A 19,773-nucleotide genomic window follows, 5' to 3' on the forward strand; every position below is an offset into this window, starting at 1 on the left:
CGCAATCTGTATTTAACTAAGGTGTAAAGGTTGCAACACCTAACTCATCGGTTTCGGGTTCCGACGGCGCACGATTTAAAATATCGGCAGGTGAAACATCTTTCCTTAAATTCATTTCTGATTCTGTACGAATTAGCTCACCACGTAAAGAGTTAGGTAAAGCTTCGGTAATACGTACATCAACGAACTGACCGATCACCGAATGAGGACCTTCAAAGTTCACAACACGGTTGTTTTCGGTACGACCGCGCAGTTCCATTGGGTTTTTCTTCGATGGACCTTCAACCAATATACGTTGCTCAGTATCAAACATCTTACGACTAATATCTTGAGACATTTGGTTGATACGGTTTTGAAGAATGTAAAGACGCTCTTTCTTCTCTTGCTCTGAAACATCATCAGGCAAATCTGCCGCAGGCGTGCCTGGGCGTGCTGAATAGATAAAGCTGAAGCTCATATCAAAACCAATGTCATTGATCAGATTCATTGTTGCTTCAAAGTCAGCGTTTGTTTCACCCGGGAAACCAATGATGAAGTCAGAAGACATTGACAGGTTAGGGCGAATCTTACGTAGCTTACGAATAGTTGACTTGTACTCTAATGCTGTATGGCCACGTTTCATAAGGTTTAGAACTCGGTCAGAGCCACTTTGTACCGGTAAGTGTAAGTGATCTACAAGCTCAGGCACGTCAGCATAAGCTTCAATGATGTCTGGCGTGAATTCAACTGGGTGAGATGTGGTGTATCGAATACGGTCAATACCATCAATGGCAGCAACGTAACGTAGTAGATCTGAGAAGTAACAGATTTCACCGTCGTGCATTTCACCGCGGAATGCATTTACGTTTTGGCCAAGTAGGTTAACTTCACGTACACCTTGCTCAGCAAGTTGTGCAACTTCTAGTAACACATCATCTAACGGACGGCTTACTTCTTCACCGCGGGTGTAAGGTACAACACAGAAAGTACAGTATTTAGAACAGCCTTCCATAATTGAAACGAATGCCGTAGGGCCTTCTGCTTTAGGCTCAGGAAGACGGTCAAACTTTTCAATTTCAGGGAATGAAATATCAACAACCGCACCTTGCTTACTTTGTACTTGCTTGATCATCTCAGGTAAACGGTGCAATGTTTGCGGGCCGAATACGATATCAACAAACGGTGCGCGTTGACGAATAGTGTCGCCTTCTTGTGAAGCTACACAACCACCCACACCAATAACTAGATCTGGGTTGTCATCTTTTAATAACTTCCAGCGACCTAGTTGATGGAACACTTTCTCTTGTGCTTTTTCACGAATTGAACAGGTGTTGAGTAAGATAACATCAGCTTGTTCAGCTTCTTCGGTTACTTCATAACCATTGGTTGCATCTAACAGGTCAGCCATCTTCTGCGAGTCGTACTCGTTCATCTGACAACCCCAGGTTTTAATATGCAATTTTTTACTCATTGAAATATTGCCTCGTTTTCAATTCGGACTCTGATTTAGGCCACTTGCTTAGACCTAAAAAGTATACGCACAACTTAAAGGACGCGTATTTTATATGACCAAGCACATCTAGCCAAGTATAGTTTTTAACTTTGCAAAGCGTGATCAAATTGAAACGTATTTTGCACATTACAGTCAGACAAATTAGCGTGGCTTGCGGTACAATGTCGACATTGTTTTTAAGAGGCAAAATAGATGAAAAACAAGGTGGTTTTAGTCGGTGGCGGCATGGTCGGTGCGGCTACAGCAATTAAGCTAGCAAAACAGGGCGCATCGGTAACAGTTTTAGAGCAACAGTGTATCGACCCTCATGCGGTGCTTGCGAGTGAAAAAATTGATATTCGAATCTCTGCCATCAACCGCTTTTCAGAAGCTTTACTTGATGAGTTAGGCGCAATGCCTTTACTCAGAGAAAATAGAATTGCCCCTTATACCCAGCTAGAAGCCTATGAGTCAGCAAAAAACTCATTGTTATTTGATAGTGAAGAAGTTGGTACGAGTCACCTTGGCCACCTTATCGAAAACAGCTTAACGCAAGCCAGTTTATGGGCGCAATTTGAGCAATGGCAAATACAAGTTGAGCAAGTTGATGGTTTACCAGTGAGCATAGAGCAAGTTGATGATACCGTTACACTGCATTATAAAAACAAAAGTTACACGGCTGATTTGCTTGTTGCCGCTGACGGTGGTCGCTCACAGGTAAGACATTTAGTTGGAATAGGTGTTACAGGCTGGCAATATCAACAAAGCTGTATGGGTGTACTAATAAAAATTGATGCACCGCAGCAAACAAAAACATGGCAGCAATTTAAACAGACGGGCCCAATTGCGTTTCTGCCTATGCAAGCACCGTATGCCAATTTAATTTGGTATCACGATAGTGCTGAGCTTGCTAGATTGAAACAACTATCGAATGAACAATTAAAAGCTGAAATTCAGTCAAACTTCTTTGCGTTGCCTGGCGACTTTAGTGTTGAAGAAAAGGCGGTGTTTCCGCTTGCTAGGCAACATGCCAATACTTATTCACAAGGTAGAGTTGTACTTGTGGGAGATGCAGCCCACACGATTAACCCATTGGCAGGACAGGGAGTTAACCTCGGCTTTAAAGACGTCGCTGCGCTAGCCGAAGCATTAGAATCGACAGACGATTTCGGTTGCCCTTTAGCTTTGCACAAATATGAGAAAAAACGTCGTTTAGATAATTTGGCAATGATGAGCATGATGGATGCGTGTTACTTTGGCTTCTCGAATGACATAAAACCATTAAAGCATCTTCGCAATTTAGCATTAAAAGTGGCTGACAATGCAGGTGTCCTGAAGAAGCAAGTGTTAAAGCATGCGATGGGCGGTGATTTTTAATCAGTCAATTTCTTTGATTGAAGCGGACTAAGGTTCGCTTTTTTTGTGCGTGTAAAAAAGTATGCGAGAAAAATGATATAAAACTTAGACTGGGAAATTATAGATGATTTATTTATAGGGTAGGGTGATTAGATAATTTTCGAAAACATGGTGCGGAAGGAGAGACTTGAACTCTCACATCCGAAGATACTGGAACCTAAATCCAGCGCGTCTACCAATTCCGCCACTTCCGCAATGTTTTTTCTCGTAAGAGATTGGCTGGAGTACCAGGATTTGAACCTGGGAATGGCGGGATCAAAACCCGCTGCCTTACCGCTTGGCGATACTCCAACAAAATTTTAACTTTCTGCTGGTCTCAAGACTTAAATCTGGGGATGAATGAGTGAGGGATCAAAACCTCTCTCTTCTGTCCTTACCGCTTCCACTTCGTGGCGAGGCGATACTCCAACTAAAGGTAGTAAAAGCTTTTTTAGTTCAAACTTTAAGAACATGGTGCGGAAGGAGAGACTTGAACTCTCACATCCGAAGATACTGGAACCTAAATCCAGCGCGTCTACCAATTCCGCCACTTCCGCATTTCTATCTCAAAAGAGATGGCTGGAGTACCAGGATTTGAACCTGGGAATGGCGGGATCAAAACCCGCTGCCTTACCGCTTGGCGATACTCCAACTAAAGGTAGTTTGATTATTTTAGTTCTAATCAAGAACATGGTGCGGAAGGAGAGACTTGAACTCTCACATCCGAAGATACTGGAACCTAAATCCAGCGCGTCTACCAATTCCGCCACTTCCGCATATTTTCTTTAAAGAAAATGGTGGCTATGCCCTGATTTGAACAGGGGACCCCATCATTATGAGTGATGTGCTCTAACCAGCTGAGCTACATAGCCATTTGGCTGGAGTACCAGGATTTGAACCTGGGAATGGCGGGATCAAAACCCGCTGCCTTACCGCTTGGCGATACTCCAACTAAGGTAGTTGATTATTTTAGTTCTAATCGAGAACATGGTGCGGAAGGAGAGACTTGAACTCTCACATCCGAAGATACTGGAACCTAAATCCAGCGCGTCTACCAATTCCGCCACTTCCGCAATGTTGGCTGGAGTACCAGGATTTGAACCTGGGAATGGCGGGATCAAAACCCGCTGCCTTACCGCTTGGCGATACTCCAACTAAAGGTAGTAAAAGCTTTTTTAGTTCAAACTTTAAGAACATGGTGCGGAAGGAGAGACTTGAACTCTCACATCCGAAGATACTGGAACCTAAATCCAGCGCGTCTACCAATTCCGCCACTTCCGCACTACAAGGTAGTTAGTTTTATAGTTGCTAATCAACTCTAAAAAGCATGGTGGCTATGCCCTGATTTGAACAGGGGACCCCATCATTATGAGTGATGTGCTCTAACCAGCTGAGCTACATAGCCATCTCTTTTTAGTTTGTCACCATCGCTGGTGCGGGGCGTATTATGCTGATATGCTCCAAACTCGTCAACACCTTTTTTGCAAAAAAGTTGTCATTAAAGTTCTTTTGCGGATTAATTGCGCGAAATGGCTGAATATGAACCATAAAAAGATAAAAAGTGAGCTGTTTTTAGAAAATAAAAAAGGAGACATCAAGTCTCCTTTTCAAAACACTCAGTTAAAGCGATTAAACGTTGAACAGGAAGTTCATCACATCGCCATCTTTAACAATGTATTCTTTACCTTCTTGACGCATTTTACCTGCGTCTTTCGCACCGCTTTCGCCTTTGAATTCGATATAATCATCAAAACCAATTGTTTGCGCACGAATAAAGCCACGTTCGAAGTCTGTATGGATCTTACCTGCAGCTTGTGGCGCTGTTGCACCTACAGGGATAGTCCATGCACGTACTTCTTTTACACCAGCAGTGAAGTAAGTCTGTAATTTAAGTAGCTCGTAACCACCACGGATCACAAGGTTAAGACCTGGCTCTTCAAGACCAAGATCAGCCATAAACTCTAACTTATCTTCTTCTTCTAGCTCTGAAAGCTCAGATTCAATTGCAGCACACACAGGGATCACAACTGCATCTTCATTTGCAGCAATCTCACGAACTTGCTCTAAGAATGGGTTATTTTCAAAACCATCTTCAGTAACGTTCGCAATATACATGGTTGGCTTAATTGTTAAGAAGTTAAGCGGCTTAATTGCAGCGAGTTCTTCTTTACTAAGCTCTAAAGAACGCAGTGTTAAGCCTTCATCTAAATGCGCTTTCACTTTTTCAAGTACTTCGTTCTGGAATTTAGCTTCTTTATCGCCGCCTTTCGCTTTTTTAGCATTGCGTTGAGCTGCGCGATCCGCAGCTTCCATGTCTGCTAAAACAAGTTCAGTGTTGATAACATCAATATCATCAGCTGGATTTACTTTGCCAGATACGTGAACAATGTTTTCATCTTCGAAACAACGAACAACATGACCAATGGCATCCGTTTCACGAATATTGGCAAGGAATTGGTTACCTAAACCTTCACCTTTTGACGCGCCTTTTACAAGACCCGCAATATCAACGAACTCCATGGTTGTTGCGATTGTTTTTTGTGGATTAACAATCTCAGCCAGTTGGTCTAAACGCGGATCTGGCACGGCAACAACGCCTGTGTTTGGTTCGATTGTACAAAACGGAAAGTTTGCGGCTTCAATTCCCGCTTTAGTTAATGCATTAAATAGGGTTGATTTACCAACGTTAGGTAAACCTACAATGCCACATTTAAAACCCATAATTTTGAACCTTCAGTTAATCAAATTGTTGCCGTAAGCGATTTTACGGCTTAAATGAATGTAGTCTGTTTTGTGCTTTTAACACACCGTCTTTTGCTAAAATTTCCATACAGCGAACAGCTTCATCAACCACAGCGTCGATTTTTTCTTGGTCGGCTTGAGGCGCTTTACCTAAAACCCAGCCTGTCACTTTATCTCTGTGTCCAGGGTGACCAATACCAACACGTAAACGCATAAATTCTTTGTTATTGCCCATTTTCGCAATAATGTCTTTCAAGCCATTATGACCACCGTGACCACCGCCTTTTTTGATTTTGGCGATCCCCGGTTCCATGTCCATTTCGTCATGGGCAACTAAAATATTTTCAGCTGGGATTTTGTAAAAATTAGCAAGGCTTGATACTGCTTTCCCACTTAAGTTCATATAAGTTGTAGGAATAAGCAGTTTGAATTCTTGGTTGTTGATTATCACTTTGCCAGTGATGCCGTGATGTTTTGAATCAGGTTTGAGGATGCAATTGTAGCGTTTTGCCAGTTCTTCTATGAACCACGCACCGGCATTATGACGGGTTTGAGCATATTCGGGGCCTGGATTAGCCAGGCCCACAAGCATTTGAATAGTATTCAAGGTGCTAACACCTTAGAAATTATTCTGCAGCTTCTTCAGCTTCTTCAGAAGCAGCGCCTTTAGGAGCGTTTACAGTAACAACTGCTTGGTCGTGGTCTGCACCTTTAGCTAGTTCTACTGAAACAACACCTGCAGGTAGAGCTACGTCAGAAAGGTGTACAGTTGCACCAACTTCGATTGCAGCTACGTCTACTTCTACGAACTCAGGAAGTTGAGCTGGTAAACAAGTGATTTCGATTTCAGTTACGTGGTGAGCGATAGTGTTACCACCTTTCGCAGCAGCTTCTTCGTTGATGAAGTGTACAGGAACCTTAGTGTGGATCTTGTGAGCAGCGTCAACACGTTGGAAGTCTAAGTGAGTTACTTTAGGCTTGAACGGGTGACGTTGGATGTCTTTAAGGATCGCTTCAACAGACTCACCACCGATGTTTAGTGTAAGGATGTGAGTGTAGAAACCTTCATCTTCTTGTGCTTTGATTACTTTGTTGTGGTCAAGCGTTAAAGCAACTGCATCTTTACCAGCACCGTAAAGGATCGCTGGTACTTTATCAGCGTGACGTAGGCGGCGGCTCGCACCAGTACCTAAAACTTCACGTACTTCTGCTTCTAAAGTGTATAATTCGTTAGACATGGATGTCTCCAAAATAAAAGTTAAATTAATGATTAGAGGACTCGCGACCAAATCCTCTACCTTAAAAAGGCGCGCTACTATACCACCGCTGGATGGTAAATTAAACAAAAAAAGCACCCGAAGGTGCTTTTTGTTAAAGTGGGCGTTGTTTAGTGTGTAAACATTGCCGAGATTGACTCTTCGTTGCTGATGCGGCGAATTGTTTCAGCCAGCATGTCTGCAAGGGTCAATACTTTAATTTTATCGATTGAACGAAGCTCATCACTTAACGTGATTGAGTCAGTTACGATAACTTCATCAATAACAGAGTTGCGAAGGTTTTCTGCCGCAGCGCCAGAAAGTACAGGGTGCGTTGCATAAGCAAATACACGTTTAGCGCCATGCTCTTTAAGTGCTTCTGCTGCTTTACATAATGTACCACCTGTGTCGATCATGTCGTCAACGATGATACAGTCACGGCCTTCTACATCACCAATGATGTGCATAACTTGAGATACGTTTGCTTTCGGACGACGTTTGTCGATGATAGCAAGATCAGTATCATTTAGTAACTTTGCAATTGCACGAGCACGTACAACACCACCAATGTCTGGAGACACAACAACAACATCATCGAAGTTACGCGATTGCATATCTTCAAGCAGCACAGGGCTACCAAAAACATTGTCTACAGGTACATCGAAGAAACCTTGAATTTGTTCTGCGTGCAGATCTACAGTCAATACGCGGTCAACACCAACGCTTGAAAGGAAGTCTGCAACTACTTTAGCTGTGATTGGTACACGGGCTGAGCGAACACGACGGTCTTGACGCGCATAACCGAAGTAAGGAATAACAGCTGTGATACGACCCGCTGATGCACGACGCAAAGCGTCAACCATCACGATCAGTTCCATTAAGTTGTCGTTTGTAGGGGCACAGGTTGATTGAATAATGAAAACATCCGATCCACGTACGTTCTCATTGATTTGAACACTGATCTCGCCGTCACTAAAACGACCAACAACAGCATCACCTAACTCGATGAATAAACGTTTCGCAATTTTTTGAGCTAACTCAGGCGTTGCGTTACCAGCGAAGAGCTTCATGTCAGGCACGGTAGGGTTCCTCAGGCACTGAAATTTTTTGGACTAACATGCAATGACGTTGTCAAAACAGGCTAACTTAAACAATTTTACTTCTACTCTTTAAGCCATGACGCTAACTGGCGATGGGCCAGTGATACAGCATGGCTTGGGGCGATAAACCCTTGCCAAGCATTGGGTAATTCAGAGAGTACACGCCGTGCGCTTTGCTCAGAGTCTAGCTCGACAAAACAACACGCTCCCGTCCCAGTCATTCTTGACGGGCCGTATTTTAGCAACCACTGCAGGGTCTTTTCAACCTCGGGGTAGAGCTTTTTAACCAGAGCTTCACAATCGTTAGTGGTATTTTCCATAAACCACTGACTGGTTAGTTTAGGGGTATTTCTTGGTAAATCAGGATGAGTGAAGACTTTTGCCGTACTAATATGCACGTTGGGGAACACCACGCAATACCATTTGTGCTCAATCTCAACGGCATTGAGTTTTTCACCAACGCCTTGTGCAATGGCGGTTTTACCATTGATGAAGACAGGTACATCCGCACCAAGTGTTAAGCCTATTTCTGCCAAGGTGTTTAGGTCTAAGTGACATTGCCACAATGAATTTAGCGCTAATAAAGTGGTTGCTGCATCGGATGAACCACCACCAACACCACCGCCCATGGGCAAACATTTTTTTAAGCCAATCGATACGCCTTGCTCTGTTTGCTTGTATGGCAACAAGGCTTGAGCCGCTTTAAAGATCAGGTTGTCTTCGGTTTTGATATTATTGGTATCACCAATAATACTAATTTGGTTGTCATTCGTTAAGTTGAACTCTAATTCGTCACCAAAATCTAAAAAGGTAAACAAACTTTCTAATTCATGATAGCCGTCTTCCCGTTGATTATTGATATGTAAAAACAGATTAAGTTTTGCTGGTGCTGTTAGAGTCAAATTATTCATTATTAAATTGCCATGAATTGAGTTGAATTTTTATTCTTAATTTATCTTGGGTAAGTGAAATTCGTTTTGGTACCCAAAAGCCATCAACCATTTGGTAGCTTTGGTAGTTAATAAGCCATGTTTTACCTTGTTCATCTGTCCACTTTGCAGACTTAAGCCGTGATTGCGGATCATATTGATTATTGTCACTACGAATGGCACCGGTTAACCAAAGTGGTGCTTTCTCAAAAGGTAATTGAAAGCCACTTATTCTTGTGATTAGTTCACTGCTGCTTTGGTCAATATATTGCTCATCTTGAAAAGCCATTTCACTGTGATCTTCATGCTCGACTAATTCGAGTAATTGCGTGCCAATAAAGCTAGATAAAATTAGATGCTGACGACTTTCTTTCAGTTGCCAATTAAAGTTGACAGATTGTCGATCATCGGGGGCTATAAACGCGACTTTGCCACTGGCTTTCCAGTTTTTTTGTGCCTCTAATTGCGACCGCCAATCAGTCTGGGGGGCGTCTTGCTCTGTTATTCGTTGGGCACAGCCACTGATAAATAAAAAAAACATGAGCAAAATCAAATGAATTTGTTTCAAATGTTGTTCCTTCCTTTCCATATTTGCAGGATGTTTGATAAAATTCTCGGCTTTCTAGCAGGGCTCGAGCAATTTATTGGTAGCTATGACCATTATCGCACTTGGTATTAATCACAAAACAGCATCAGTTGAATTACGCGAAAAAGTGGCGTTTTCACCTGAGCAATTATCAAACGCATTGTCGCAATTGGCGAGCTCTGAGCAGTTTAAAGAGACCGTGATTGTCTCGACCTGTAACCGAACTGAGCTGTATTGTAGCCTTGAGCATAGCAATTCCCAAGCGCTTCTCAAATGGTTAGCTGATTTTCACTGTATCGACACTGAACAACTTGAAGATAATGTCTACATTCATCAAAACCAAGACGCCATAAATCATTTAATGCGCGTAGCCTGTGGTTTGGATTCTTTAGTGTTAGGCGAGCCACAGATCCTTGGTCAGATCAAACAGTCTTACAACAGTGCAAAGCAGCATGACTGTGTGTTACCCACTTTTGAGCGTTTATTTCAAAAAACTTTTTCAGTCGCCAAGCAAGTAAGAACTGAAACCGATATTGGTGCCAGTGCAGTATCTGTTGCCTATGCGGCAGTTAACTTAGCTAAACACATTTATGGTCAACTAGATAAAACCAAGGTGTTATTAATTGGCGCAGGTGAGACCATCGAGTTGGTTGCCAGACACTTATATCAACAACACCCAAAAGCCATCACGGTTGCGAATAGAACAATTGAGCGTGCTAAAAACTTAGCTGAAGAAGTCGAAGCGGATGTGATTTCATTGGCGCAATTACCAGAAAAATTACATGACGCTGATATTGTCATTAGTTCAACGGCTAGTACGTTGCCTATCATCGGTAAAGGTATGGTTGAGCAAGCACTTAAACAACGCCGTTATAAGCCAATGTTGTTTGTTGATATTGCGGTACCGAGAGATATTGAAAGTCAGGTAGGCGAGTTAGATGCGGCTTACCTTTACTCAGTTGATGACTTACAAGCCATCGTCAACGAAAACATGGCAAGCCGTGAGCAAGCGGCAGAGCAAGCGCAAGAAATCATACTGCAAAAAACCCATGAATTTGCAAAGTGGCAACGTTCACAAGGGTCGATTGATGTTATTCGACAGTATCGAGACTCGGCGCAAGAAGTAAAAACAGAATTAGTAGAAAAGGCTGTAAATCAGCTACAATCAGGCAAATCAGCCGAAAAAGTGTTGCTTGAATTGGCTAACAAGCTCACAAATCGTTTAACTCACGCACCAACTCGGGCAATACAGGCCGCGGCGCAAGAGGGTGATATCGATAAATTGGCCGTGCTTAAACAAACATTAGGAATCGAGCAGGAAAAGTAAATTAATGAAAGAGTCTGTATATCGTAAATTAGAGACCTTAGCTGAGCGCTATGAAGAAGTGCAAGCGATGCTAAGTGATCCAGAAGTTATTGGCGATCAAAATCGTTTCCGTGCCTTATCAAAAGAATACTCAGAACTTGAAGACGTAGTTAAAGCGTTTGCTTCTTACCAGCAAGCCCAAGACGATGTGGCGACAGCTGAAGAAATGCTGAAGGACTCTGATCCTGATATGCGTGAGATGGCGCAAGAAGAATATAAAGAAGCAAAAGCAGCCATTGTGGCCCTTGAAGATGAACTACAAATTTTGATGCTGCCAAAAGATCCGAAAGATAACCACAATGTTTATCTTGAGGTGCGTGCAGGTACAGGTGGTGATGAAGCCGCAATTTTCGCTGGTGATTTATTCCGCATGTACAGCCGCTATGCTGAAACGCAAAAGTGGAAAGTTGAGGTTGTTAGCACCAACGAAGGCGAGCATGGTGGCTATAAAGAAGTTATCGCGCACATCAGTGGTGAAGGTGTTTACGGTAAATTGAAGTTTGAATCGGGTGCGCACCGTGTTCAACGTGTGCCTGAAACTGAATCTCAAGGCCGTGTTCACACGTCTGCATGTACGGTAGCAGTAATGGCTGAAATCCCTGAAGCTGAAGCGATTCAAATTAACCCAGCAGATTTAAAAGTAGATACCTTCCGTGCATCGGGTGCCGGTGGTCAGCACGTTAACAAAACGGATTCTGCAATTCGTATCACACACATTCCGACAGGTGTGGTTGTTGAATGTCAGGATGAGCGTTCTCAGCACAAAAACCGCGCTAAAGCACTTTCTGTACTAGGTGCACGCCTACAACAAGCTGAAGATGAAAAGCGCCAAGCAGCTGAGGCATCTGAACGTCGTAACCTAGTAGGTAGTGGTGACCGTTCAGAGCGTATTCGTACTTACAACTACCCGCAAGGTCGTATTACCGATCACCGCATTAACCTAACACTTTACCGTCTGAATGAGATTGTAGCTGGTGAACTAGGTGCCGTGATTGATCCATTATTACTTGAGCACCAAGCTGACTTATTAGCAGCAATGGGTGACGAGTAATCGTGGAAAACCTAACCGTCGCCCAAGCAATCGCTTGGGCAACCCAAACTCTTCGAAATACCTCTGACTCACCAAAACTAGACGCTGAAGTTTTATTGCTTCATGTTCTTGAAAAGCCCAAAAGCTATCTATTTGCTTGGCCTGAAGCCGAACTTACTGATGTGCAATTGAGCGCATTTGAGAAGCTGATCGCAGAGCGAGAAACAGGTCACCCTGTCGCTCATTTAGTCGGTGTGCGCGAGTTTTGGAGTTTAGAACTTGAAGTCAATAATTCTACGTTAATTCCAAGACCTGATACCGAAACACTAGTTGAAAAAGCGTTGAGTTTAGATTTACCTGCAGATACAAAAATGCTTGATTTGGGGACTGGCACCGGTGCCATTGCTTTATCGCTGGCATCAGAGCAGCCTAATTGGCAGGTCACTGCGGTCGACTATTCTGAGCAAGCCGTTGCGCTTGCAAAGCGAAACCAACAAAAACTCGCCTTAAATAATGTCACCGTTATGCAAAGCGATTGGTTCAGTGCTGTACCAAGCCAACAATTTGATCTTATTGTCAGTAATCCGCCGTATATTGATGAACTTGATGAGCATTTAAGCCAAGGTGATGTGCGTTTTGAACCAAAAAGTGCATTAGTTGCACCAGATAATGGTATGGCAGATATTAAGCTAATCATTGAGCAAGCGCGGCAATATCTGGCACCTAATGGATATTTACTGATTGAACATGGTTATCAACAAGCGCTGTTATTAAAAGAGTTTTTTGCACAAATGGCGTATAGCAATATACTTACTATAAAAGATATGGCAGGCTGTGATCGAGTAACCATGGCCCAATGGCAAGGCAAGCAATAATAAAGCCCTGTGTGTAAATAGGATCCCGCGTATGGATGATTTTTTGTTTTCAGATGAGCCAAACGATGTTGTAGAGCCCGATAGCAATGGCGTTTGGAAAGTAATTGTTGTTGATGATGAGCCTGAAGTTCACGCGGTGACAAAGCTTGCTTTAAGTGACTTCGAGTTTCAAAAGAAACGGTTAGAGTTCATTAGTGCATACTCAGGTGAGGAAGCGCGTAAAGTGATCCAAGCGCATCCAGATGCTGCAATTGTATTACTTGATGTGGTGATGGAAACTGACGATGCGGGTTTACAAGTTGCTAAGTTCATTCGAGAAACCGCAAAAAACAATCACATTCGTATCATTTTAAGAACCGGTCAACCAGGCCAAGCGCCTGAGAGACAGGTTATCGTTAATTATGACATCAACGACTATAAATCTAAGACAGAACTGACAGCACAGAAGTTATTTACAGTCGTGATGTCGAGTTTGCGCTCTTACCGTGACATATTAGCCATAGAGCAGTCTCGCCAAGGACTAGAAAAGATCATTTGTGCTTCTCGAGATATTTTTTCTACCCATTCACTTGATCATTTTATTAAAGGTGTAGTTCAGCAGTTGACCTCGTTACTAGGCACTGTCGATGAAGCTATCTATGCCACATCACTCGTTGCTAGCAATGATTCAACGCACAATGCAGATCAACTGGTGGTATTTACTGGACGGGGTGAGTTTGAATCTTGTGAAGGGAAACCGATTTCCGAAGTGCTTACTCAAGAGCAACTCCAAGCTTGTTCTACTGCACTACAAGAAAAAAGCATAGTTTATAAAGATAATTATTTATTTGCTTACTGTACCAGTGAGTTTAATCACAGCTCTATGTTGTTTGTATCAGGCATTCCTGATTTTCTTACCGATACACAAAAACATTTAATTGAAATCTTTTCGCAGAACGTGCAACTGGCTTATGAGAATGTGCAACTGCAGGCCGAAGTTGAAGACACCCAGCAAGAACTGGTTTACAGGCTCAGTGAAGCACTAGAACAGCGCTCTACAGAGACGGGCAACCATGTTAAACGTGTTGCACACATTTGTTATGCACTTGCTGATGCTTATGGTTTATCGAGGCGAGATGCCGAGTTAGTGCGTATGGCCTCGCCACTTCATGATGTGGGTAAGGTGGGTATTCCTGATGCGATTTTAAATAAGCCTGATAAGCTTGAAGATCAAGAGTGGCAAGTGATGCAAACCCATGCTGAAAAAGGCTATGAAATCCTAAAAGATTCACGCCGAGAAATTGTTAATGCTGGCGCAATTATCGCTAAAGATCACCACGAAAAATGGGACGGTTCAGGTTATCCAAACGGTAAGAAGGGCGAAGATATCCATATCTATGGCCGTATAGTAGCACTTGCCGATGTGTATGATGCACTTAGACATAGGCGATGTTATAAACCAGCCTGGGAGTTGGAGCAGGTCGTAACAGAAATCAATGCTCAAAAAGGTAAGCATTTTGATCCTAAACTGGTCGATGTATTTAATAATATCATCGACGATTTAGAAGCTATTTTAATAAAATATCCTGATAAACCGAGTAGTTAAAAAATGGAATATATTGCAATTAAGCATACTCATGTGATGTTCGCACTATTGAGTATAATTTTGTTTTACACGAGAACAGTATCTCGTTTTATGTCTGGTAAGTTAGCAAAGAATAAATTGGTATTTATTGGTAGCCACGTGATAGACACATTATTGTTAGTATCAGCGGTTGCTTTACTAGTTGTGGCGAGCATGAACCCCTTACAACAGCCTTGGCTAATCGAAAAAATCGTTTTAGTGATTGCGTACATTGGCCTAGGTTTTGTGGTTGCGAAATCGACGCAATTTAAGACCCAGGTAATCGCATTAGCTGCAGTGACGGTGTCTTTGATACTCATCGGTTATCTTGCCGGTAGCAAGGCTTCATTGGTACTTTAAATGTCTTTGAGTAGGCTTTGCCTACTCCTTTCCTGTCTATTTTCTATTAGATAAACCCTTTTGAAATCAATTAACAGTAAATTGCCTTACTGTGACGCTACATTAAATGCTCTAAAAAATGTTAGACTAGCCGATTAATATGTAAGTGTAATAAGTTAAGGTCTTTGGTATTTATGACTGATATCTGGTTCGATGAACAAGACAGTAGTGCAGACTACATACCACAGCATACGTTATTTAGATGCATTGATGCAGAGCGTCAATGGGATGCGCAGATCAATTTAGAAGAAAGTTACTGCCAACTAGCAGAACTTGAGTTCGAAGTTGATCAAATATGCCATCAGCATACCGAAACTCATACTCTGATTGATGCGTTATTAGATGCGTTTTATACCCGCTGGTTGTTCAGTGGCTGTAATCAAGAAGAAGCTGAGTTTAAACTTAACAGTGTGAATCATGTCTTAAAAATGCGCACTGGTAATGCAACGTCACTTGCGATCATTTTGACTCATTTACTGCAGCGCGCGCATCTTGATGTGAACATGTCTTTTCATCAGGGAGAAATCATGGTGCATATCGCCCTGAGTGCTGAAGAAGGTTATATGGTTGAACCATGTGGTGGTAATCAGACTTGGTATATCAACCCAGAAAATGCCAGTAAAGAAGAGGAACCACATGAGTTATTATTTGGTGACGAGGCATTTAAACTTTATTTAGCACAGCAAAAGTGGGCGTTTATTACCGCTGATAAATTCGGTCATGCGCTAAGTTGTGTTGAGCAGCTAATGGAGTTGATAGGTGACGACCCCTATGAAAGGCGCGATAGAGGGTATTTGCTAAATCAGATTAATTGTCCAAAATTGGCAAAGGCAGATTTACAGTTTTTCGTCGATGAATGTCCGGATGATCCGACAATCGAAATTATTCAGCATCAAATTGAAGAACTTTCAGATCATCACCATGTGATGCATTAATAATAACAAAGGTATTTAACATGGAAGCAAGCACTGCGCTGATCACCAATAACGCGGTAATCTTAGGTCTCCTAGCCATCATTTTAGGGTTTGTGTTTTACACGTCGAACTTAAAAGAGGGATTTTGGAGTAAGTTTTATAAATATGTACCAGCGCTGCTGATGTGTTACTTCTTACCATCATTATTAAATACCTTTGGTATTGTAGATGGTAATAACAACGATGTGTACTCAGTTGCTAAGTACTTTTTATTGCCAGCATGTTTAGTCTTATTGACCTTAAGTATTGATTTAAAATCGATTGCCGGTTTAGGTAAAAAAGCCATCATCATGTTTTTGACAGGCACAGTTGGTGTAGTGATTGGTGGTCCTATCGCGTTATTGGCAACGGCCACGTTTATGCCCGAGTTGTTAGGTGTGGCAGGCCCAGAGGCGGTATGGCGAGGCATGGCAGCACTGGCTGGTAGCTGGATTGGTGGTGGTGCTAATATGGTTGCCATGAAAGAAATCTACGGTGCAGGTGGTGAAATCTTTACCATCATGGTGACTGTTGACATCGTCGTTGCCAACTTATGGATGGCAGGTTTGCTTTACCTTGCTGCGAGACATAAACAAATTGATGCAGCCACTGGGGCAGATACTAGCTCAATTGATCGCTTAATTGATAAAGTTCAAAAGTTTGAAGCAGAACATGCTCGCAAACCAGAACTGCGCGATATCATGATTTTAATCGCCTTTGCTTTTGGTGCTACGGGCCTTGCGCATTTCGCAGCAGACTTGTTGGTTCCTTTCTTTGTCGAGCACTTTCCTGAGCTGAAAAAGTTCTCTCTTCACAGCAAACTATTTTGGATTATCGTACTTGTTACTACGGTTGGCTTAGGTTTGTCTTTCACAAAAGCAAGGCAGTTTGAAGCCGTGGGGGCCTCAAAAATAGGTTCAAGCTTTTTATATATCTTGGTTGCAACCATTGGTTTGCACATGGATATTACCAAGATTGTAGAAGCCCCTAAATATGTAGTTATTGGTTTAATTTGGATGGCCGTTCACATTGGCTTGTTATTCTTAGTAGCAAAAATAATTAAAGCCCCAGTGTTTTATGTGGCAGTGGGTAGTAAAGCAAATATAGGTGGTGCGGCGTCGGCACCCGTGGTGGCATCAGCCTTTCACCCAGCACTTGCGCCAGTTGGCGTATTATTAGCTGTATTAGGCTATGCACTCGGTACATATATGGCTTGGTTGTGCGGGCAATTGCTACGCATTATCGGCAGTTAATTTTTAGGAAAATTATGAACACGCAAATCGTAAAAGTTGCAGATATTGAAGTAGCAAACGACAAACCGTTTGTATTATTTGGTGGTATGAATGTGCTGGAGTCACGTGATCTTGCGATGCAAATTGCTGAGCACTATGTTGAAGTAACCAGCAAGCTAAACATCCCTTATGTATTTAAGGCATCTTTTGATAAAGCAAACCGCTCTTCAATCAACTCTTACCGTGGTCCAGGCATGGAAGAAGGTCTGAAGATTTTCGAAGAGATTAAAAAGACTTTCAATGTCCCTGTGATCACCGATGTGCACGAACCATTTCAAGCAGCTCCAGTTGCTGAAGTGGCCGATATTATCCAACTTCCAGCGTTTTTAGCACGTCAAACAGATTTAGTTGTGGCGATGGCAAAAACAGGCGCTGTGATTAATGTGAAAAAACCGCAATTCTTAGCGCCACATGAAATGCGTCATATCATCAAAAAGCTCAATGATGCGGGTAACGACCAAGTCATTTTATGTGAGCGTGGTAGTAGCTTTGGTTACAATAATCTAGTAGTTGATATGCTGGGCATGGATGACATGAAGCACATGGCACCTGTGATGTTCGATGCAACACACGCGCTACAACGCCCAGGTGGTCGTTCTGATTCTGCTGATGGTCGTCGTGCTCAGGCAACTGAACTTGCGCGTAGTGGTATGGCGTTGGGTCTAGCTGGTTTATTTATTGAAGCACACCCAAATCCAAATGAAGCAAAGTGTGACGGCCCTTGTGCATTACCACTGGCTAAGTTAGAGGGCTACTTAAAGCAAATGAAAGCGGTGGACGATTTAGTGAAAAGCTTCGAACCACTAGATACAAGCGCAGCCGACTTATAATAATTATAAAGAGCAGCAAATTTGCTGCTCTTTAGTTTGGTTTAAAGAATTATGTCTAGAAGACTCCCGCCATTAAACGCCCTAAAAGCTTTTGAAGCTGCGGCACGTAATTTGAGCTTTACCAAAGCTGCAGAAGAATTGTATGTCACGCAAGCTGCTGTCAGTCACCAAATTAAAACCCTTGAAGAGCATTTAGGGTTAAAGCTTTTTCTAAGAAAAAACCGTTCTTTGCTCCTGACAGAAGAAGGGCAGGGATATTACTTAGACATAAAAGAAATTTTTAATCAGCTCGTTGATGCCACTGATAGGTTATTAGCGCGTGGCGCAAAAGGGTCATTGACGGTGTGTTTAACACCAAGCTTTGCTATTCAATGGTTGGTACCTCGATTAAGTAAGTTCCATGAACTTCATCCCGAAATTGATGTGCGAATAAAAGCCCAAGACGATGAAGAAAACTCGTTAACGGATGATGTAGACGTGGCTATTTACTATGGCCGTGGTAACTGGAACGGGGTAGAGGCCTATCAGCTTCATAAAGAGTATTTGGTGCCTTTATGTAGTCCGTTTTTACTAACCGGCCCCAAGCCGCTCCATGCACCATCAGATTTAAGCCAGCACACCTTATTGCATGATACGTCACGTCGACCTTGGAAAGCGTGGATGAAAACCGCTGGGGTACGTGATGTACCAGTGAACCAAGGGCCTATTTTTAGCCACTCATCCATGGTGTTACAGGCGGCTATCCACGGTCAAGGCGTTGCACTGGGTAACAGTGTATTAGCAAAACCTGATTTAGATGCGGGCCGCTTAGTTATTCCATTTAGTCATAGTTTAGAAAGTAAAAACGCGTTTTACCTAGTCGTGAGAGAGGCGCAAGCTGAGTTAGGTAAAATCGTTTCGTTTAAAGAGTGGATGCTCAGTATGGTTGAGCAAGAGGAACAAGAATGATCCAATGGATTAAAGCTGATAACCCTAAAGCACAATTTATTTTTGCCCACGGGGCGGGGGCAGGTAGTGACTCTGAGTTTATGCAAGATATGGCTAATAAGCTGACTGAGCATGGCATTCAAGTTGGTTTATTCGATTTTGAATATATGCAAGTTGCCAAAGAAACCGGTAAGCGCCGTCCACCGGATAGAGCGCCTAAGTTACTTGCCTACTTCGAAAAAGTATTAGCATCAGTCGATACTGATTTACCTCTATTTATAGGTGGCAAATCAATGGGCGGCAGAATGGCCTCATTGTTAGTGACAGAGCACTCTTTACCTGTAAAAGGCGTGATTGCTATGGGTTATCCGTTCCACCCACCAGGCAAACCAGAAAAACTGAGAACAGATCATTTTGCAGATATTCCTTGCCCGTTTTTAGTGTTGCAAGGTGAGCGAGATACCTTTGGCACACAAGCTGAACTAGCGCAAATGTCATTTGCTAAAGCACCGATGTTTCAATTTTTTGCCGATGGCGATCATTCACTAAAACCACGAAAGAAAAGTGGCTTTAGCGAAGAAGCACATCGTCTGGACGCTGCAAAAGCCACCGCAGAATTTATAGAGCAACACCTGAATGACTAAACTATTTTTATTGATAGGCAGTGCATATTGCATGTTATCGGTGATACTAGGCGCTTTTGCCGCTCATGGTTTGAAGAAACATGCCTCTGAGTATGCGGTCGATATTTTCAAAACCGCTGCCGAATACCAAATGTTTCATGGCTTAGCCCTGATATTAGTGGCGATGCTGATTAAACAAGGTTTAAAACTGAATGCTTCAGGTTGGTTATTTACCTTTGGCACCATTTTATTCAGTGGCAGCTTATATTTGCTGGCGCTGACCGAATGGCGCTTTTTAGGCCCGATCACGCCAATTGGCGGCGTGTGCTTCATTTTAGGTTGGTTGCTTTTGATGATTAAAGCAGCCAAGCATAAATTTTAATTAAAGAGATTTGA

Annotated in this window: 19 protein-coding genes and 11 tRNA genes; 12 read left to right on the forward strand and 18 right to left on the reverse strand. The window is 42.6% G+C overall.

The window, feature by feature from the left end; translation table 11 throughout:
- Positions 1–16: 16 nt before the first annotated feature.
- On the reverse strand, positions 17–1,450 hold the full coding sequence (gene miaB, locus ACH784_RS03670; RefSeq protein ID WP_404393654.1) for a tRNA (N6-isopentenyl adenosine(37)-C2)-methylthiotransferase MiaB: 1,434 nt from the start codon (positions 1,448–1,450) through the stop codon (positions 17–19).
- Between the two features lie 234 nt (positions 1,451–1,684).
- On the opposite strand from miaB, the gene ACH784_RS03675 reads away from it, so the two are divergent.
- The gene (locus ACH784_RS03675) at positions 1,685–2,848 is read left to right on the forward strand and encodes an FAD-dependent oxidoreductase (RefSeq protein ID WP_404393656.1); all 1,164 of its coding nucleotides are present in this window, start codon (positions 1,685–1,687) and stop codon (positions 2,846–2,848) included.
- A 148-nt stretch (positions 2,849–2,996) separates the two neighbouring features.
- On the opposite strand, the gene ACH784_RS03680 is transcribed toward ACH784_RS03675, so the two are convergent.
- The 17 genes from ACH784_RS03680 to lolB all read right to left on the reverse strand — a co-directional run bounded on the left by ACH784_RS03680 (position 2,997) and on the right by lolB (position 9,461).
- Positions 2,997–3,081, reverse strand: a tRNA-Leu gene (locus ACH784_RS03680).
- Between the two features lie 22 nt (positions 3,082–3,103).
- Positions 3,104–3,178 (reverse strand) — tRNA-Gln (locus ACH784_RS03685).
- Between the two features lie 160 nt (positions 3,179–3,338).
- Positions 3,339–3,423 (reverse strand) — tRNA-Leu (locus ACH784_RS03690).
- A gap of 19 nt (positions 3,424–3,442) precedes the next feature.
- A tRNA-Gln gene (locus tag ACH784_RS03695) sits at positions 3,443–3,517 on the reverse strand.
- A 40-nt stretch (positions 3,518–3,557) separates the two neighbouring features.
- Positions 3,558–3,642 (reverse strand) — tRNA-Leu (locus ACH784_RS03700).
- Positions 3,643–3,661: 19 nt separating this feature from the next.
- Positions 3,662–3,738, reverse strand: a tRNA-Met gene (locus ACH784_RS03705).
- 3 nt (positions 3,739–3,741) lie between these two features.
- Positions 3,742–3,816: transfer RNA gene (locus ACH784_RS03710), tRNA-Gln, on the reverse strand.
- A gap of 38 nt (positions 3,817–3,854) precedes the next feature.
- Positions 3,855–3,939 (reverse strand) — tRNA-Leu (locus tag ACH784_RS03715).
- 5 nt (positions 3,940–3,944) lie between these two features.
- Positions 3,945–4,019, reverse strand: a tRNA-Gln gene (locus tag ACH784_RS03720).
- A 43-nt stretch (positions 4,020–4,062) separates the two neighbouring features.
- Positions 4,063–4,147: transfer RNA gene (locus ACH784_RS03725), tRNA-Leu, on the reverse strand.
- Positions 4,148–4,194: 47 nt separating this feature from the next.
- A tRNA-Met gene (locus ACH784_RS03730) sits at positions 4,195–4,271 on the reverse strand.
- Between the two features lie 224 nt (positions 4,272–4,495).
- Positions 4,496–5,587 carry a redox-regulated ATPase YchF gene (gene ychF, locus ACH784_RS03735; RefSeq protein ID WP_404393658.1) on the reverse strand — a complete coding sequence of 364 codons (1,092 nt, stop codon included), beginning with the start codon at positions 5,585–5,587 and terminating at the stop codon, positions 4,496–4,498.
- Positions 5,588–5,630: 43 nt separating this feature from the next.
- Positions 5,631–6,215 (reverse strand): aminoacyl-tRNA hydrolase, encoded by a 585-nt coding sequence (pth, locus tag ACH784_RS03740; protein ID WP_404393660.1) that lies wholly within the window; start codon positions 6,213–6,215, stop codon positions 5,631–5,633.
- A 19-nt stretch (positions 6,216–6,234) separates the two neighbouring features.
- The gene (locus ACH784_RS03745) at positions 6,235–6,846 is read right to left on the reverse strand and encodes a 50S ribosomal protein L25/general stress protein Ctc (RefSeq protein WP_058030809.1); all 612 of its coding nucleotides are present in this window, start codon (positions 6,844–6,846) and stop codon (positions 6,235–6,237) included.
- Between the two features lie 149 nt (positions 6,847–6,995).
- Positions 6,996–7,943, reverse strand: coding sequence for a ribose-phosphate pyrophosphokinase (locus tag ACH784_RS03750; protein WP_404393663.1), 948 nt, complete (start codon positions 7,941–7,943; stop codon positions 6,996–6,998).
- An 83-nt stretch (positions 7,944–8,026) separates the two neighbouring features.
- Positions 8,027–8,875, reverse strand: coding sequence for a 4-(cytidine 5'-diphospho)-2-C-methyl-D-erythritol kinase (ispE, locus tag ACH784_RS03755; RefSeq protein ID WP_404393665.1), 849 nt, complete (start codon positions 8,873–8,875; stop codon positions 8,027–8,029).
- Positions 8,868–9,461 carry a lipoprotein insertase outer membrane protein LolB gene (gene lolB / locus ACH784_RS03760; protein ID WP_404393667.1) on the reverse strand — a complete coding sequence of 198 codons (594 nt, stop codon included), beginning with the start codon at positions 9,459–9,461 and terminating at the stop codon, positions 8,868–8,870. Before lolB ends, ispE begins: the two co-directional genes overlap by 8 nt.
- A gap of 85 nt (positions 9,462–9,546) precedes the next feature.
- Between lolB and hemA the strand changes: the two genes are divergently transcribed.
- From hemA to ACH784_RS03815, 11 genes are all read left to right on the forward strand, one after another.
- Positions 9,547–10,806, forward strand: coding sequence for a glutamyl-tRNA reductase (gene hemA / locus ACH784_RS03765; RefSeq protein WP_058030805.1), 1,260 nt, complete (start codon positions 9,547–9,549; stop codon positions 10,804–10,806).
- Between the two features lie 4 nt (positions 10,807–10,810).
- A complete protein-coding gene (gene prfA, locus ACH784_RS03770) occupies positions 10,811–11,896 on the forward strand; it encodes a peptide chain release factor 1 (protein ID WP_404393670.1) in 1,086 nt (361 codons plus the stop codon).
- Between the two features lie 2 nt (positions 11,897–11,898).
- The gene (gene prmC, locus ACH784_RS03775; RefSeq protein ID WP_404393672.1) at positions 11,899–12,750 is read left to right on the forward strand and encodes a peptide chain release factor N(5)-glutamine methyltransferase; all 852 of its coding nucleotides are present in this window, start codon (positions 11,899–11,901) and stop codon (positions 12,748–12,750) included.
- A 31-nt stretch (positions 12,751–12,781) separates the two neighbouring features.
- Positions 12,782–14,335 carry a DUF3369 domain-containing protein gene (locus tag ACH784_RS03780; RefSeq protein WP_404393674.1) on the forward strand — a complete coding sequence of 518 codons (1,554 nt, stop codon included), beginning with the start codon at positions 12,782–12,784 and terminating at the stop codon, positions 14,333–14,335.
- A 3-nt stretch (positions 14,336–14,338) separates the two neighbouring features.
- The gene (locus ACH784_RS03785; RefSeq protein WP_404393676.1) at positions 14,339–14,713 is read left to right on the forward strand and encodes a SirB2 family protein; all 375 of its coding nucleotides are present in this window, start codon (positions 14,339–14,341) and stop codon (positions 14,711–14,713) included.
- A gap of 173 nt (positions 14,714–14,886) precedes the next feature.
- Positions 14,887–15,687, forward strand: a complete 801-nt coding sequence (locus tag ACH784_RS03790) for a tetratricopeptide repeat protein (RefSeq protein WP_404393678.1) — start codon at positions 14,887–14,889, stop codon at positions 15,685–15,687.
- A 20-nt stretch (positions 15,688–15,707) separates the two neighbouring features.
- Complete coding sequence (locus tag ACH784_RS03795) at positions 15,708–16,958, forward strand: DUF819 domain-containing protein (RefSeq protein ID WP_404393680.1); 1,251 nt, start codon at positions 15,708–15,710, stop codon at positions 16,956–16,958.
- A gap of 14 nt (positions 16,959–16,972) precedes the next feature.
- Entirely contained in the window at positions 16,973–17,827 is an 855-nt protein-coding gene (kdsA, locus tag ACH784_RS03800) for a 3-deoxy-8-phosphooctulonate synthase (RefSeq protein ID WP_390441897.1), read from the forward strand.
- A 51-nt stretch (positions 17,828–17,878) separates the two neighbouring features.
- Entirely contained in the window at positions 17,879–18,775 is an 897-nt protein-coding gene (locus ACH784_RS03805; protein WP_138480362.1) for a transcriptional regulator GcvA, read from the forward strand.
- On the forward strand, positions 18,772–19,398 hold the full coding sequence (locus tag ACH784_RS03810) for an alpha/beta family hydrolase (RefSeq protein WP_404393683.1): 627 nt from the start codon (positions 18,772–18,774) through the stop codon (positions 19,396–19,398). The genes ACH784_RS03805 and ACH784_RS03810 overlap by 4 nt, the downstream gene beginning before the upstream one ends.
- A complete protein-coding gene (locus ACH784_RS03815) occupies positions 19,391–19,759 on the forward strand; it encodes a DUF423 domain-containing protein (RefSeq protein ID WP_404393685.1) in 369 nt (122 codons plus the stop codon). Before ACH784_RS03810 ends, ACH784_RS03815 begins: the two co-directional genes overlap by 8 nt.
- The last annotated feature ends 14 nt before the right edge of the window (positions 19,760–19,773 follow it).

Source organism: Pseudoalteromonas phenolica (assembly GCF_044788725.1).
Taxonomy (GTDB): Bacteria; Pseudomonadota; Gammaproteobacteria; order Enterobacterales; family Alteromonadaceae; genus Pseudoalteromonas; species Pseudoalteromonas phenolica_C.

Excerpts from the sequence above, each read along its gene's own strand:
- miaB (WP_404393654.1), bottom strand. The coding sequence starts at position 1,450 with ATGAGTAAAAAATTGCATATTAAAACCTGGGGTTGTCAGATGAACGAG.
- ACH784_RS03675 (WP_404393656.1), top strand. The coding sequence starts at position 1,685 with ATGAAAAACAAGGTGGTTTTAGTCGGTGGCGGCATGGTCGGTGCGGCT.
- ychF (WP_404393658.1), bottom strand. The coding sequence starts at position 5,587 with ATGGGTTTTAAATGTGGCATTGTAGGTTTACCTAACGTTGGTAAATCA.
- ACH784_RS03745 (WP_058030809.1), bottom strand. The coding sequence starts at position 6,846 with ATGTCTAACGAATTATACACTTTAGAAGCAGAAGTACGTGAAGTTTTA.
- ispE (WP_404393665.1), bottom strand. The coding sequence starts at position 8,875 with ATGAATAATTTGACTCTAACAGCACCAGCAAAACTTAATCTGTTTTTA.
- hemA (WP_058030805.1), top strand. The coding sequence starts at position 9,547 with ATGACCATTATCGCACTTGGTATTAATCACAAAACAGCATCAGTTGAA.
- prfA (WP_404393670.1), top strand. The coding sequence starts at position 10,811 with ATGAAAGAGTCTGTATATCGTAAATTAGAGACCTTAGCTGAGCGCTAT.
- ACH784_RS03780 (WP_404393674.1), top strand. The coding sequence starts at position 12,782 with ATGGATGATTTTTTGTTTTCAGATGAGCCAAACGATGTTGTAGAGCCC.
- ACH784_RS03785 (WP_404393676.1), top strand. The coding sequence starts at position 14,339 with ATGGAATATATTGCAATTAAGCATACTCATGTGATGTTCGCACTATTG.
- ACH784_RS03790 (WP_404393678.1), top strand. The coding sequence starts at position 14,887 with ATGACTGATATCTGGTTCGATGAACAAGACAGTAGTGCAGACTACATA.
- ACH784_RS03795 (WP_404393680.1), top strand. The coding sequence starts at position 15,708 with ATGGAAGCAAGCACTGCGCTGATCACCAATAACGCGGTAATCTTAGGT.
- kdsA (WP_390441897.1), top strand. The coding sequence starts at position 16,973 with ATGAACACGCAAATCGTAAAAGTTGCAGATATTGAAGTAGCAAACGAC.
- ACH784_RS03805 (WP_138480362.1), top strand. The coding sequence starts at position 17,879 with ATGTCTAGAAGACTCCCGCCATTAAACGCCCTAAAAGCTTTTGAAGCT.
- ACH784_RS03810 (WP_404393683.1), top strand. The coding sequence starts at position 18,772 with ATGATCCAATGGATTAAAGCTGATAACCCTAAAGCACAATTTATTTTT.
- ACH784_RS03815 (WP_404393685.1), top strand. The coding sequence starts at position 19,391 with ATGACTAAACTATTTTTATTGATAGGCAGTGCATATTGCATGTTATCG.